The 14,376-nt window shown below is 35.9% G+C and carries 13 protein-coding genes and 4 tRNA genes; 14 read left to right on the top strand and 3 right to left on the bottom strand.

Annotation, left to right across the window (positions count from 1 at the left end; all coding sequences use genetic code 11):
* Positions 1–60 precede the first annotated feature (60 nt).
* Positions 61–1,197, bottom strand: a complete 1,137-nt coding sequence (gene tgt, locus J3U66_RS11385) for a tRNA guanosine(34) transglycosylase Tgt (protein ID WP_267334318.1) — start codon at positions 1,195–1,197, stop codon at positions 61–63.
* A 139-nt stretch (positions 1,198–1,336) separates the two neighbouring features.
* Between tgt and J3U66_RS11380 the strand changes: the two genes are divergently transcribed.
* On the top strand, positions 1,337–2,023 hold the full coding sequence (locus J3U66_RS11380; protein ID WP_267344662.1) for a M48 family metalloprotease: 687 nt from the start codon (positions 1,337–1,339) through the stop codon (positions 2,021–2,023).
* Positions 2,024–2,109: 86 nt separating this feature from the next.
* On the opposite strand, the gene queA is transcribed toward J3U66_RS11380, so the two are convergent.
* Positions 2,110–3,147, bottom strand: coding sequence for a tRNA preQ1(34) S-adenosylmethionine ribosyltransferase-isomerase QueA (queA, locus tag J3U66_RS11375; protein ID WP_267344661.1), 1,038 nt, complete (start codon positions 3,145–3,147; stop codon positions 2,110–2,112).
* A 190-nt stretch (positions 3,148–3,337) separates the two neighbouring features.
* Between queA and J3U66_RS11370 the strand changes: the two genes are divergently transcribed.
* Entirely contained in the window at positions 3,338–4,099 is a 762-nt protein-coding gene (locus J3U66_RS11370) for a M48 family metallopeptidase (RefSeq protein ID WP_267334321.1), read from the top strand.
* A 466-nt stretch (positions 4,100–4,565) separates the two neighbouring features.
* Here the strand turns inward: J3U66_RS11370 and J3U66_RS11365 are convergent, their stop codons facing one another.
* On the bottom strand, positions 4,566–5,780 hold the full coding sequence (locus tag J3U66_RS11365) for a pyridoxal phosphate-dependent aminotransferase (protein WP_267334322.1): 1,215 nt from the start codon (positions 5,778–5,780) through the stop codon (positions 4,566–4,568).
* Between the two features lie 145 nt (positions 5,781–5,925).
* On the opposite strand from J3U66_RS11365, the gene J3U66_RS11360 reads away from it, so the two are divergent.
* The 12 genes from J3U66_RS11360 to J3U66_RS11305 all read left to right on the top strand — a co-directional run.
* Positions 5,926–6,195 (top strand): ACT domain-containing protein, encoded by a 270-nt coding sequence (locus J3U66_RS11360; protein WP_065634040.1) that lies wholly within the window; start codon positions 5,926–5,928, stop codon positions 6,193–6,195.
* Between the two features lie 36 nt (positions 6,196–6,231).
* On the top strand, positions 6,232–7,587 hold the full coding sequence (locus J3U66_RS11355) for a PFL family protein (protein WP_065634041.1): 1,356 nt from the start codon (positions 6,232–6,234) through the stop codon (positions 7,585–7,587).
* 279 nt (positions 7,588–7,866) lie between these two features.
* The gene (locus J3U66_RS11350) at positions 7,867–7,992 is read left to right on the top strand and encodes a hypothetical protein (protein WP_267349051.1); all 126 of its coding nucleotides are present in this window, start codon (positions 7,867–7,869) and stop codon (positions 7,990–7,992) included.
* 576 nt (positions 7,993–8,568) lie between these two features.
* Positions 8,569–8,883, top strand: a complete 315-nt coding sequence (locus J3U66_RS11345) for a hypothetical protein (RefSeq protein WP_267349049.1) — start codon at positions 8,569–8,571, stop codon at positions 8,881–8,883.
* A gap of 188 nt (positions 8,884–9,071) precedes the next feature.
* Positions 9,072–9,647, top strand: a complete 576-nt coding sequence (locus tag J3U66_RS11340) for a hypothetical protein (RefSeq protein ID WP_267349048.1) — start codon at positions 9,072–9,074, stop codon at positions 9,645–9,647.
* A gap of 111 nt (positions 9,648–9,758) precedes the next feature.
* Positions 9,759–10,562, top strand: a complete 804-nt coding sequence (tcdA, locus tag J3U66_RS11335; protein WP_267344655.1) for a tRNA cyclic N6-threonylcarbamoyladenosine(37) synthase TcdA — start codon at positions 9,759–9,761, stop codon at positions 10,560–10,562.
* Positions 10,563–10,851: 289 nt separating this feature from the next.
* Positions 10,852–13,551 carry a bifunctional acetaldehyde-CoA/alcohol dehydrogenase gene (gene adhE, locus J3U66_RS11330; protein WP_267349047.1) on the top strand — a complete coding sequence of 900 codons (2,700 nt, stop codon included), beginning with the start codon at positions 10,852–10,854 and terminating at the stop codon, positions 13,549–13,551.
* Positions 13,552–13,704: 153 nt separating this feature from the next.
* Positions 13,705–13,780, top strand: a tRNA-Thr gene (locus J3U66_RS11325).
* Between the two features lie 33 nt (positions 13,781–13,813).
* Positions 13,814–13,898 (top strand) — tRNA-Tyr (locus J3U66_RS11320).
* A gap of 56 nt (positions 13,899–13,954) precedes the next feature.
* A tRNA-Gly gene (locus J3U66_RS11315) sits at positions 13,955–14,029 on the top strand.
* A 3-nt stretch (positions 14,030–14,032) separates the two neighbouring features.
* Positions 14,033–14,108, top strand: a tRNA-Thr gene (locus tag J3U66_RS11310).
* Between the two features lie 183 nt (positions 14,109–14,291).
* Positions 14,292–14,376 (top strand): GTP-binding protein (locus J3U66_RS11305; RefSeq protein WP_010312103.1); only part of this gene is annotated, 85 nt, incomplete at its 3' end.

Here is a 14,376-nt window from a genome sequence, read left to right as displayed (position 1 = left end):
AATACTTTGCTAACCATAAACTGTCAATAGTTACATTAAAAAATTATGCGCTTTGCTTAATTATATAGAGAAAGGTGCTGGTGTTTTGCCAATACGTTGATAAAATTCGGTAACAAATTCTTCATAACGTTTGTTAGCAACTGCTTCTCGAATCTCTGCCATTAAGCGTTGATAATAGCGTAAATTGTGAATAGTATTTAAACGAGCGCCTAGAATCTCACCACATTTATCTAAATGATGAAGATAAGATTTGGTGTAATTTTTACAGGTGTAACAATCACAATGTGGATCAAGTGGTGTTGTGTCATCTTTATATTTAGCATTACGGATTTTTATCACACCATCAGTCACAAATAGATGACCATTACGGGCATTACGTGTTGGCATGACGCAATCGAACATATCAATACCACGGCGAACGCCTTCAACTAAATCTTCTGGTTTACCCACACCCATTAAATAGCGAGGTTTATCAGCAGGTAATTGTGGACAAGTCCCTTCTAAAATTCGATGCATGTCGGCTTTTGGCTCGCCAACAGCTAATCCGCCAACAGCATACCCATCAAAACCAATTTCGGTTAATCCTTTAATTGAAATGTCTCGTAATTCTTGATGGATGCCACCTTGGACAATACCAAACAAGGCATTTTTATTACCGAGTTCATCAAAGCGTTGACGACTCCGTTTTGCCCAGCGTAAAGACATTTCCATCGATTTTTTGACATAGTCCCACTCTGCTGGAAAAGGGGCACATTCATCAAAGATCATGACAATATCTGAACCAAGATCATATTGGATTTCCATCGAAATTTCTGGCGAAAGAAAAATAGAATCGCCATTAATTGGATTGCGAAAATAGACACCTTCTTCTTTAATTTTACGGATATCACCAAGGCTAAATACTTGAAATCCGCCTGAGTCGGTTAGAATCGGACCTGGCCACTGCATAAAATCATGTAAATCACCATGTTTACGCATAATTGCTTGTCCCGGTCTTAACCATAAATGGAAAGTATTTCCCAATAGGATTTGTGCGCCGGTTGCAGCGACTTCTTCGGGAGTCATACCTTTGACGGTACCATAAGTACCCACCGGCATAAATGCTGGTGTTTCAACTGTATATTCAACGCCACGGCGATCGAACTTCATTCGTCCACGACGCGCTAAGCCGTCGGTATTATCTAATTCAAATTTCATTTTTTTGTTAACCTCTTGCGACCAAATAAACAGTTTGGCGCGAATTATTGATATAATACGTCATTGTATTATGATTTTTCGGCGCCTAGTTTAGCGTGGCTGACCGTATTAGACAATATTTAGAAGGTTTTTGACGTTTGTGAAAAGTTTTTTGTCGTTATTTTGGCTCGTTTATGTATTGCTATTTTGTTTGGTAGGTTGTCAAAGTCACAATAAAAGTACCTTAAAATTAATTTCTGCTGATGTAGCGAGTCGGTTATCGCCTTCTGATATTATGGCAATGAGCCAGCTTGCTTGTATGGAAATGGATGAAAAAGCAGTAATTCCTGCTAGTTATCATAAAATGAGCCAACGATTAAATAGAGTCGCCTTAACATTACCACAAACGATTAATCATATTAAATTAAATTATAAAGTCTATCTTGATACTGAGCCAAATGCATGGTCCACAGCCAATGGTTGTATTCGCATAAATAGTGGTTTAATAAAACTATTAAATGATGCTGAATTACAAGCAGTTATTGCTCATGAACAGGCTCATATTGCTTTACAACATTTTGTTAGTTCGTTTCAACAAGCTTCTTACATCGAACTTGCTGACAAAGTGAATGAAATTGTTATCTTCCAAAAAGAAGCTGTTGCTCAGCAACATGAAATAGAGGCAGATAATTATGCTTTTGACTTATTAGTTAACCAAAACATTGATCCTATTGGTTTAGTTGGTATGTTATCTAAAATGCCTATTCATGCTGTAAAAGATCCAGCTTCACATCCTTCAACTTTAAAGCGTATCAATAATATTTTAGATAAGATGAGTGGCAAGTAACTTTGACAACTTGTTTAGTTAAAAAAGACCTGCCTAATTTTGATATTCAATCGGCAATAGGTAAAAGATTGAAATAATCGTAACTGTTATTGTTGATTTTGTTTAGTAATGAACATAGCATCGCCATAACTAAAAAAACGATATTGTTGTTTGACAGCTTCTTGATAAGCATTCATTGTATTTTGATAACCAGCAAACGCAGAAACCAGCATAATTAATGTTGATTCAGGTAAGTGAAAATTAGTAATTAAGCTATCGATAACATTAAAGTGATAACCAGGATAGATAAATATTTGAGTGTCATTAAAAAATGGTGCAATCTTACCAGTTTTTTGTGCCGCGCTTTCCAGTGCTCTAACCGAGGTTGTTCCAACTGCTATGACTTTATTGCCTCTTGCTTTGCATGCTAAAACAGCGTCAACTACTGATTGCGGGACTTGTGCATACTCAGCGTGCATCACATGTGATTCTATATTTTCTACTCTGACGGGTTGGAATGTGCCGGCACCAACATGTAAGGTTACAAAAGCCATCTCAATACCTTTTTGTTTTAATTTTTCTAATAAAGGTTGATCAAAATGCAATCCGGCAGTCGGGGCGGCAACCGCTCCCGGTATTTTACTGTAAACGGTTTGATAAACTTCACGATCATGGCTGTCATCGGGCCTATCTATATAAGGCGGTAATGGTATATGGCCAATTTTATTTAAGATTGTCAGCACATCATCAGGAAATTGTAGTTCAAATAAACTATCGTGCCGAGCGAGCATAATTACATTAACCGATGCATCTTCGCCTAATATTAATTCAGCGCCTTCTTTAGGTGATTTTGATGCTTTTATGTGGGCTAGCGCGCGATGATTATCTAACAATCGTTCAATTAAGATCTCAATTTTACCACCAGAGGCTTTTTTACCATAAACCCGAGCAGGAATTACTCGAGTATTATTAAAAACCAGTAAATCGCCAGGATTGATTTTATCGATAATATCGGAAAAGACGCCATGTTCTATCTGACCTGTTGCACCATCAAGTGATAACAGACGGCATGCACTTCTTGTTTCTGACGGGTGCTTGGCTATAAGTTCTTTGGGAAGAGTGAAGTCAAAATCAGATAATTGCATAATTATATACCTCAAAAAAATGACCCAATAGTCTAAGCTTCCTGATATAGGTAAGCAAGTAATTCTTTTTTCTAGTATAAAACAAGCAATTATTTATTGATTATTACTCAAGTTAGTTTAAAATTTTTGGAATCTAACTGAAAATTAGATAAAAGTTGATTATTAATAATATAAGGAAAGGAAAAAGAGTATGAAGAAACATCAAAAAACATTATTAGTTACGCTACCTTTGGTTGCAGCAATGTCTTTAGTCGGTTGTAACATCAACCCAAATGATGCAGTTAATTTGGGGATGAAAGGTCTTAAAGCGGTAACTTTAAGTGATAATGATGTTAAGCAATTAAGTCAAGAAGCTTGTGCTCAAATGGATGCTCAATCAAAAATTGCACCGGCTAATAGTACTTATACTAAACGACTCAATAAAATTGCTAAAGCGCTTGGTAATAATGTTGAGGGTACACCAGTTAATTATAAAGTTTATTTAACTAAAGATGTTAATGCGTGGGCAATGGCAAATGGTTGTGTGCGTGTATATAGCGGTCTGATGGACTTGATGAACGATAATGAAGTTGAAGGTGTACTCGGTCATGAATTAGGTCACGTTGCTTTAGGTCATAGCAAAAAAGCAATGCAAGTGGCTTATACTACTGAAATTGCTCGTGATGCTGCTGCGGCATCAGGAAACAGTGTAGTTTCATCAATTTCTCAATCACAATTAGGTGATTTAGCTGCAAAAGTTATCAATTCACAATTTTCACAAAAACAAGAAACCGCTGCAGATGACTACTCGTTCGATTTCTTAGTGAAAAGAAAGATTAATCCAGCAGGACTTGCTACTGCATTTGATAAATTAGCTGCTCAAGGTGATAGTTCTTCAATTTTAAGTACACACCCATCGTCAAAAGATCGTGCAGAAAATATTCGTGCAAAACTTGCTGGAATCAAAAAATAAATTTGATTCATTTTTCGATTAAAGCGCTTTTGATAGCGCTTTTTTATAATACATTGAGTTAAAAACTCAACTTTAGCGTCTTTTTTAACAAAATCTGCTGATAGTGATTACCCTATATCATCATGCTATTTTAGATGTTCTTTTAGCAACTAATTCAAACAATTAGAATGTTAGTCTTCGCGGCAAGCTGATTTATTGGCGTTAGCATAAATTGGCAGTGAATATTGGCATCATTTCTTAAATAATCTTGTTGAGCAAGTATCAGTACAGCTGGTGTAACGAGATTTGAGACAATAAGTTTAAACCGTAATAGATAAATTTAGTTAGTGATAATTTGTGTCGATTAAAATTTATTAATAAACGATTTTAAGTTAATTAAATATGATTGTAGTGTTTTTGTTTAACCCCTCTAATTCTCAAGCAGCAAAAAGAGGGGGGGAGAATCCTAAAGTAGATAATTTTTTGTTTATTGTTTATAACTAGATAAGAATTTAGCAAATCGTCCAATAGCATCTTCAAGCTGACCAGTATGAGGTAAAGCCACAATTCTAACATGATCGGGTTTATGCCAGTTAAATCCAGTTCCTTGTACTAACAATACTTTTTCTTGCAATAAAAAGTCTAACACTAATTTTTGATCATTATGGATATTGAATTTTTGTTGATCAAGTTTTGGAAATAAGTATAAAGCGCCTTGTGGTTTAGTACACGAAACACCGGGTATATCATTAAGTAAACGCCATGCCAACATGCACTGGTCATAAAGTCGACCACCCGGAACAATAAATTCATTAATACTTTGGTAGCCGCCAAGCGCACCTTGAATAGCGTGTTGTAATGGTACATTAGCACATAGTCGCATTGAAGCGAGCATATTTAAGCCTTCAATATAGCCTTTTACATGTTGTTTAGGGCCACAAAGTGCCATCCAACCTTGTCTAAAGCCTGCAACACGGTAAGTTTTTGATAAGCCGCTCATGGTGACAACAAATAAATCAGGGGCTAATGCAGCAATAGAATAATGGACTGCATCATCATATAAAATTTTGTCATAAATTTCGTCAGCAAAAATAATCAAATTATTTTGACGGGCAATTTCGGCAATTTCTAGTAATACTTCTTTGCTATAAACCGCACCTGTTGGATTATTTGGATTGATGATAACAATCCCTTTTGTTTTTGGCGTGATTTTTCGTTTGATATCTTCTAAATCAGGTGACCAATTGGCCTCTTCATCGCATAAATAGTGAATGGCATTTCCGCCAGATAGACTAATTGCAGCTGTCCATAATGGGTAATCTGGCATAGGTACTAGCACTTCATCGCCACTATTTAGTAAGGCTTGCATCGATTGTACGATTAATTCTGATACACCATTACCAATATAGATATCCTCAACATCAATATTTGAAACCCCTCTTGCTTGATAATGTTGCATAACTGCTTTACGGGCTGAGTAAAGACCTTTGGAATCACAATATCCTTGCGAAGTTGGTAGATTACGAATTACATCAACAAGGAGTTCATCAGGCGCATTAAAACCAAATGGGGCGGGATTTCCAATATTGAGTTTAAGAATCGTTTGCCCTTCTTCTTCTAGGCGTTTGGCATGATCGAGAATAGGTCCTCTAATATCATAACAAACATGATCCAATTTATTTGATTTTTGAAAATTTACCATAATGCAGCCCTTTCAATTTGTTGTAATCGTCTTTATTATTTCTAAAAAAAACAATCTACTCCTATTTCGATAATTTTTGAAGATGTTATTATAATCAACGCTATAAATATTTTTTAACTGTGTAAAAATTGTGCTGGAGAGTGTTATGAAAACCATTTTAACGGTTATAGGTAAAGATCAAACAGGGATTATTGCAGGTATTAGTCAAAAGCTTTATGAATTGGATATTAATATTTTAGATGTAAGCCAAACTATTATGGATGAATACTTTACCATGATTATGTTGTTAGATTTATCTAAAATCAAAGTGAGCTTTGATGAGGTAAAAACGGCATTAATTCAATCGGGTGAAAAACTGAAAGTTAAAGTCAATATTCAACGTGAAGAAATCTTTGATGCTATGCATCGCCTATAATCTAAATTTGATACTCATTACTGAAGGATAATACTAATGGAAACAAAACAGATCCTCGAAACCATTAAAATGATAGAGGAAGAGAAGCTTGACATCCGCACAATAACCATGGGTATTTCCCTACTAGATTGCATTGATAGTGATGGTGAAAAAGCGCGTCAAAAGATCTTTGAAAAAATTACTCGTCTTGCCAAAAATTTAGTTAAAGTTGGCGATGAGATCACTTCAGAATTTGGTATTCCTATTATCAATAAACGCATCTCTGTTACACCTATATCGTTAATTGCAGGTGCAAGTGACGATAAAGATTATGTTGAGTTTGCAAAAACGCTTGATGCGGCAGCTAAAGCTGTTGGGGTTAACTTTATTGGTGGATTTTCGGCTTTAGTGCAAAAAGGTTACCATAAAGGCGATGAAATTTTAATTAACTCCATTCCGCAAGCATTAGCTCAAACAGAACGTGTATGTTCATCGGTTAATGTCGGCTCAACTCAAACTGGTATCAATATGGATGCAGTTAAGCAGATGGGGCAAATTATCAAACAAGCAGCTAGTTTAACTGCAAATAATAGCAGTATGGCTTGTGCAAAATTAGTGGTTTTTGCTAATGCGGTTGAAGATAACCCATTTATGGCAGGGGCTTTTCATGGCGTTGGTGAGGCTGACTGTGTTATTAATGTTGGCGTCAGTGGCCCAGGTGTGGTTAAACGCGCACTGGAAAAAGTAAAAGGCCAATCTTTTGATGTCGTTGCCGAAACGATTAAAAAAACCGCTTTTAAAATTACCCGCATGGGGCAACTTGTTGGTAAAGAAGCTTCTGAGCGTTTAGGCGTAAAATTTGGGATTGTTGATTTATCATTAGCACCAACGCCTGCTATTGGTGATTCTGTTGCTCATATCTTAGAAGAAATGGGATTGGAAGTTGTTGGTACACATGGCACTACAGCAGCACTCGCTATGCTTAATGATGCTGTTAAAAAAGGCGGTGTTATGGCTTGTGGTCATGTGGGTGGTTTAAGTGGTGCATTTATTCCGGTTTCTGAAGATGCTGGTATGATAGATGCAGTTAATAATGGCGCACTGAATTTAGAAAAACTCGAGGCAATGACGTGTGTTTGTTCGGTAGGACTTGATATGATTGCGATTCCAGGCGACACGCCTGCCGAAACTATTTCGGCAATCATTGCTGATGAGGCTGCAATTGGTGTTATCAACCATAAAACGACTGCTGTCAGAATTATTCCTGCTGTTGGGTTAAAGGTTGGCGATAATATCGAATTTGGTGGTTTACTTGGTCATGCTCCCGTTATGCCGGTTAATAAATATAGTTCATGCGATTTTATTAATCGTGGCGGCCGTATTCCTGCGCCAATTCACTCCTTCAAAAACTAAGCGATTATTTTGTGATGCCTTGTATATCGAAAAAGACAAGGTATCACATAACATTCTGTCTATTATTTCTATCTGATAATCTAAAACGCGATTTTCTTGTTCTTCTTTTTTATGGTTACCCCTATGACGAGCAATCACATGGATACTATTTGGTAACAAATCAATTAGCCTTATTTTTTCTTCTCTAAAATTAACTATATAAAAAATAAGTTGATTTAATTTAGGTGGTAACCAGTAAAGCCTGCGTTTGGCAATTTGCTTCACAATATGTAGGATAAGATGGGAGATAAATCTAACCACCAACTATTTTTTGAAAATTTCATTGTGTTAGATGAACGCGACGACAATGCCGATCAATTTTTTGATTTTACGTTTCCTATTTTAAAACTAGAAAGCTATGGGTAAGACTCCTTTTTACTCGCTATTAAGCAACGAGAATCGTTATATTCAACCGTACTACTGACTGAACCTATGTTGTGGCTATGCCACATACCGATATCGAATATGTGATTAAACCTTTTATTTTTTAGCCAGGTTAAAGCGCCGATTGAATGGTGTAAAATGGCAAATAATATCCGTTCAATTGCTCATCATAGGGAGAAAGATTTCAATTTTCAAATTGGTAAAAACAATGATGGTACTTTTATAAAGAAGTTTTAGGAAATACATGCATTTCAGTATAAAAATAAAGTTAACTAATAAAACGGCTAATTTTACGTTAAATGCTTTCGTTTAGTGATAATGAATAATCAATTGTTTACAGACTCAAAAAGTTTATAATCAGCATAAAGGTATGGTTGTTAAACAAACAAATAGAATGGTGTGTATGAAAAGATTTTTAATTATTATTACAGCATGCTTTGTATTAAACATATCATTTAATCAAGTATTAAGTGCACCTCAATCAGATAAAACTTTTATTCTTCGCTCCGATAAAGCATTGCCATCCATTCAAGTATCTGAGCAAAAAATTTTTTCAATGTGAATTTTAATAAAATAAAAACAGATAAAACAGAAAAAACACAGCAATCTAATGAAAGACAGATCGTGCTTTATAGTAATGATGTAGATAATGCTCGGATTTTTATTATGTATGAAGTTGTCAATAATGAACAAGATGCGATGACAGTTTTTTTAACGCAATTAAAACTACGAGGTAATGAAAATCCGGAAATTAAATCTTACAAAAATGTGAAATATGTTGAAAGTATTGATTCCAAAATAAATGGGCGCTATATCTATACTCAACAATTTGACCAAGCAAAAGGCTTTGTTGTAATAGAGGCTTTAATGTAGCACATTGATGCAAAAAATAGTGATTTTTACCAAACAATAAATCCAATTCAAACCACCAAGCTAATAGATGAATTAATCAAATTTTCTAAACCATAACAAAAAAGGATAGCAAATCAGCAAGTAAGTAAAGTCGTAGTAAAATTTTATTATTTTATTGTGTTTTTACTTAGCTCATAAAGGAAACAAAAATGAAAAAAGTTATAATCAGTTTTATCTCAATATTATTGTTTGGTTGTGGGGCTTTAGAAAGTAATTATCAACCTGGCAATTATGGTCCGATGTTAACGGTAATTAATCAAAAATTACCAACTTATGATTTACCCAAAAAATTAGATTTCCACAATAAAACCTATTATATATATAATCAAAGTCGTGATAGTGGTTCAGGTAATCCTAATGATAAGCGTGCAATTATGTACATGCAAGATCCTAAATCAGCAACCTATTATGAAGATTATTTCATCATTATGGATGATATCGTTGCCAATGCTCAAGATGCTCAAAAACTCTTTAAATTGCAAATCGCAATACGTTCATCTGATCCGAAAGTCACTCAAGAAGGTAACGTTTATTATGCCGTAGGAACTGATGAAAAAAATGGTATAGGTTATTTAATTGTCAGTACTTATGATGAATCAACCCATTTGGCTCGTAATCGTTTTTATCTCATTCTACTTAATGAAAAAAATGACCATTTAGTAAAATATATGCAAACCCATACTAAACAAATGGTACAAGAGATATTGAAATTAGGACGTAAATAGTTAATTTACCAGTCTAATACTGATAACATCAATGACAAGAATAGCAGCGTTAGTTGCGTTAATCGTTATGCACTGCTAGTATTGCAAAATTTCGATATAACAATGGTGATTATGCGTAACACATTTTCTGAAAGTTACTTTCAACGTTTTAGCGGAATTGCGCGGTTATATGGTGAATCTGCATTGGCTTCTTTTGCTCGTGCCCATATCTGCGTGATAGGCATAGGTGGGGTAGGTTCTTGGGTAGCTGAATCACTAGCGCGTAGTGGTGTGGGTCAAATTACATTGATTGATATGGATGATGTTTGTGTCACCAATACCAATCGTCAAATTCATGCCTTAACAACAACTATCGGCAAAGCCAAAACAGCGGTTATGGCTGATAGAATTTTGCAGATCAATCCTGAATGCATTGTTAATGAGATCGATGATTTTATTAATGTTGATAATGTTAGCGACTATTTAGGCAGCAAACAGTTACCACGTTATGATTATATCATTGATGCAATTGATAGTGTCCGTGATAAAGCTGCGGTATTGGCATATTGTAAACGCCAGAAGTTAAAGGTGATAACGATTGGTGGGGCTGGCGGTCAAAAAGATCCTACCCAAATTAGGATCGTTGATTTAGCCAAAACGATTCAAGATCCATTAGCGGCTAAGTTACGCGAACGCTTAAAAAACGATTATAAACTGAATAAAGACAGTAAAGGTAAATATTCAATTCCTTGCGTTTTCTCAACCGAACAACTCACTTATCCAGCTAAAAATGGTCAAATTTGCTTTACCAAAAGTGATGCCGACGGCGCGAAAAAAATGGATTGTGCATCGGGTTTTGGGGCAATTACAACCGTTACAGCAACCTTTGGTTTTGTTGCAGTTAGTTATGTGTTAAATAAATTGTCTAAAATATAACGATACACCCCTCTATATTATTAATATTAAACATTAATTGTTAACTCATGACCATTTTTGTCTAAAAATGGTTTTTTATCAAAAAAATAACCGATATTTGTTGTTATTTATTCTGTTAATCACTTTCATTTTGTCTGCTATATTTATTTTTTGTGCAATATTATTGTATAAAGTAAAAAACTGATTTAGGATAACGACAATTTCGTTTAGTTGTTATGCTGAAGCATTTAAAATTCAAGGAAGAAGCCAAACGATCCAGATTTATTTTTTTAATTTCAAGGAGAAATCTATGGCAGTAACCAACATGAATGAGTTAAATGAGTTAATGGCCCGTGTTAAAAAAGCACAGGAAACTTATTCAACTTATACTCAAGAGCAAGTCGACAAAATCTTCGTCGCAGCCGCGACAGCAGCTGCAGCAGCTAGAATCCCACTAGCTCAACAAGCTGTAGAAGAATCAGGCATGGGAATAGTAGAAGATAAAGTCATTAAAAATTTATTTGCTGCTGAGTACATTCTAAATAAATACCGACATGATAAAACATGTGGTGTTGTTGCAGAAAATGAACCATACGGAACAATAACCTTAGCTGAACCTTTAGGTATTATTTGTGGTATCGTTCCAACAACCAACCCTACTTCTACCGCAATTTTCAAATCTTTAATCAGCTTAAAAACTCGTAACGCCATTGTTTTTTCTCCACATCCTAGAGCTAAAAAATCAACTATTGAAGCTGCTCGAATCGTCTTAAATGCTGCAATTAAAGCTGGTGCGCCGAAAGATATTATTGGCTGGATTGATGAACCTTCTATTGAATTATCGAATGCATTAATGCATCACGATGATGTTGCTGCTATTTTGGCAACCGGTGGTCCAGGTATGGTTAAAGCGGCTTACAGCTCAGGTAAACCAGCACTAGGTGTTGGGGCAGGTAATACGCCAGTTATTATTGATGAAACGGCTGATTTAAAACGTGCTGTTGCCTCTGTACTTATGTCTAAAACGTTTGATAACGGCATGATCTGTGCATCTGAACAAGCGATTGTTGTTGTTGATTCTGTGTACGATGAAGTTAAACGTTTATTAACACAATATGGTGCATATGTTTTAAATGCTAAAGAAACTAAAGCCGTTCAAGGCATTATTTTAAATGATAAGGGTGCTTTAAATGCTAACATTGTTGGTCAACCAGCAACCAAGATTGCTGAAATGGCTGGCTTTAAAGCCCCGGCAGGTGCAAAAGTCCTTGTCGGTGAAGTGACTAAAGTTGATTTGTCAGAACCTTTTGCGCATGAAAAACTTTCACCAACATTGGCTATGTTCAAAGCAAAAGATTTTAATGAAGCTGTCGAAAAAGCCGAAAAATTAGTTGAAATGGGTGGTATGGGTCATACCTCTGTTCTTTATACTGATCAAGATAGTAATCGTGAGCGAATTGCTTATTTTGGCAGCAAAATGAAAACGTGTCGTATCTTAATTAACCAACCAGCTGCACATGGTGGTATTGGTGATTTATATAACTTTGATTTAGCGCCATCTTTAACATTGGGTTGTGGTTCTTGGGGGGGTAACTCGGTATCTGAAAATGTTGGACCGAAACACTTACTTAACAAGAAAACCATCGCTAAGAGAGCAGAAAATATGTTATGGCATAAATTACCAAGTTCTATCTATTTTAAACGTGGCTCACTACCTGTTGCTTTAAATGAAATAATTGAGCAAGGAGCAAAACGCGTCTTTTTAGTTACTGATAAATTTTTATTTAATAACGGTTATTCAAAACAAATTACTGATCAATTAGAAGCACAAGGCGTAATTTGCGAAACCTTCTTTGATGTTGAAGCTGATCCAACGTTAAGTATTGTTCGTAAAGGAACACAATCAATGACAGACTTCCAACCCGATACTGTTATTGCTTTGGGTGGTGGTTCGCCAATGGATGCGGCTAAAATCATGTGGGTACTTTATGAACACCCAGAAACAAAATTTGATGAATTAGCGTTGCGTTTTATGGATATTCGTAAACGTACTTGTCACTTCCCTAACATGGGTAAAAAAGCTAAATTAATTTGTGTAGCAACTACATCGGGTACGGGTTCTGAAGTAACACCATTTGCCGTGGTAACAGATGATGCAACTGGTCAAAAATATCCATTAGCCGATTATGCCATTACGCCTAACATGGCAATTGTTGATGCTAATTTAGTAATGAATATGCCAAAATCACTTTGTGCTGCGGGTGGTTATGATGCAGTAACTCATGCTTTAGAAGCTTATGTGTCTATCATGGCGAGTGAGTTTTCTGATGGTCAAGCATTACAAGCATTAAGTTTGTTAAAAACTTATTTACCTGCAAGTTATAAAGATGGTGCGAAAAACCCTGTTGCGCGTGAAAAAGTGCATAGTGCGGCAACATTAGCGGGTGTCGCTTTTGCTCAAGCATTTTTAGGTGTTTGTCACTCAATGGCGCATAAAATTGGCGCTGCTTTCCATATTCCTCATGGTTTTGCTAATGCAATGCTTATTAGTAATGTAGTGCGATTTAATGCAACCGATAAACCAACTAAACAAGGTACGTTTAGCCAATACGGTTATCCTAAAGCGGTAAGTCGTTATGCAGAAATTGCAGACCATTTAGGATTAACATCCGCAAGTGATAAAGATGAGAAGAAAGTTGAAAAACTGATCGCTTGGCTAGATCAACTTAGAATAGAGCTTGATATACCGTTTTCTATTAAAGAATTTGGTGTAGATGAAAAAGCATTTTTAGCGCAAGTTGATCAACTTGCTGTGGATGCCTTTGATGACCAATGTACTGGAGCAAACCCGCGTTATCCTCTAATTGCTGAATTAAAACAAATTCTACTTGATACTTATTATGGACGTCCATATCAAGATAAAGGTGACATCAGCGAGGATGTTGCAATGCATACTGCCGCTAAAGGTGTAGCAGTTGAATCAAAGAAAAAAGTCGCTAAGAAGAAATAATTTAAAATATTATTTTTGATTAAATAAAAACCTGAAATAGCTTAAATTTCAGGTTTTTTTTATGTTTTTGATTTTTTTTTAAGCAAACAAAATAAAATTTGATTTTTTTGCTTGCAAGCTTAAATGTTCTAGTCCATAATGCGCAGCACTTAGGCCGGCTTAGCTCAGTAGGTAGAGCAACTGACTTGTAATCAGTAGGTCGCCAGTTCGATTCCGGCAGCCGGCACCATTTTCCTAAGTAAACAAAATTATAAAGATTCGGGGTGGGGTTCCCGAGCGGCCAAAGGGAGCAGACTGTAAATCTGCCGTGTCACACTTCGAAGGTTCGAATCCTTCCCCCACCACCACATATCTAATATTAGCAATAGCTAATTGAAGCATTTAGGTAGCCGAGTTTGAACATGCGGGCATCGTATAATGGCTATTACCTCAGCCTTCCAAGCTGATGATGCGGGTTCGATTCCCGCTGCCCGCTCCAATTGCTGATATAGCTCAGTTGGTAGAGCGCACCCTTGGTAAGGGTGAGGTCGGCAGTTCAAATCTGCCTATCAGCACCATTCTTGTTAATCTCCTAAACTTCTAAAAATATCGAATTTGACTGCTTTAAAGCTTGTCACTCGATGGCTTTATCTGTTATCATTCAGAGCTAATTTTAAGTTAGTATTATATTGATATTAAATATGATACTTGGTTAATGTGGTGATTCACCACCGATTTGTATTACATTTGAGGGACGATAAATGTCTAAAGAAAAATTTGAACGTACAAAACCCCACGTTAACGTTGGTACAATCGGCCACGTTGACCATGGTAAAACAACTTTAA

The sequence above is a fragment of the Gilliamella sp. B2969 genome (assembly GCF_026536195.1).
Taxonomy (GTDB): domain Bacteria; phylum Pseudomonadota; class Gammaproteobacteria; order Enterobacterales; family Orbaceae; genus Gilliamella.
Note: the sequence above shows the minus strand (reverse complement) of the source record. Positions and strands in the feature narration are given on the sequence as shown.

Bases quoted from the DNA above. Each gene is read 5' to 3' on its own strand.
- tgt (WP_267334318.1), bottom strand. From the start codon at position 1,197: ATGAAATTTGAATTAGATAATACCGACGGCTTAGCGCGTCGTGGACGA.
- J3U66_RS11370 (WP_267334321.1), top strand. From the start codon at position 3,338: ATGAAGAAACATCAAAAAACATTATTAGTTACGCTACCTTTGGTTGCA.
- queA (WP_267344661.1), bottom strand. From the start codon at position 3,147: ATGCAATTATCTGATTTTGACTTCACTCTTCCCAAAGAACTTATAGCC.
- J3U66_RS11365 (WP_267334322.1), bottom strand. From the start codon at position 5,780: ATGGTAAATTTTCAAAAATCAAATAAATTGGATCATGTTTGTTATGAT.
- tcdA (WP_267344655.1), top strand. From the start codon at position 9,759: ATGCGTAACACATTTTCTGAAAGTTACTTTCAACGTTTTAGCGGAATT.
- adhE (WP_267349047.1), top strand. From the start codon at position 10,852: ATGGCAGTAACCAACATGAATGAGTTAAATGAGTTAATGGCCCGTGTT.
- J3U66_RS11340 (WP_267349048.1), top strand. From the start codon at position 9,072: ATGAAAAAAGTTATAATCAGTTTTATCTCAATATTATTGTTTGGTTGT.
- J3U66_RS11350 (WP_267349051.1), top strand. From the start codon at position 7,867: ATGGGAGATAAATCTAACCACCAACTATTTTTTGAAAATTTCATTGTG.
- J3U66_RS11355 (WP_065634041.1), top strand. From the start codon at position 6,232: ATGGAAACAAAACAGATCCTCGAAACCATTAAAATGATAGAGGAAGAG.
- J3U66_RS11360 (WP_065634040.1), top strand. From the start codon at position 5,926: ATGAAAACCATTTTAACGGTTATAGGTAAAGATCAAACAGGGATTATT.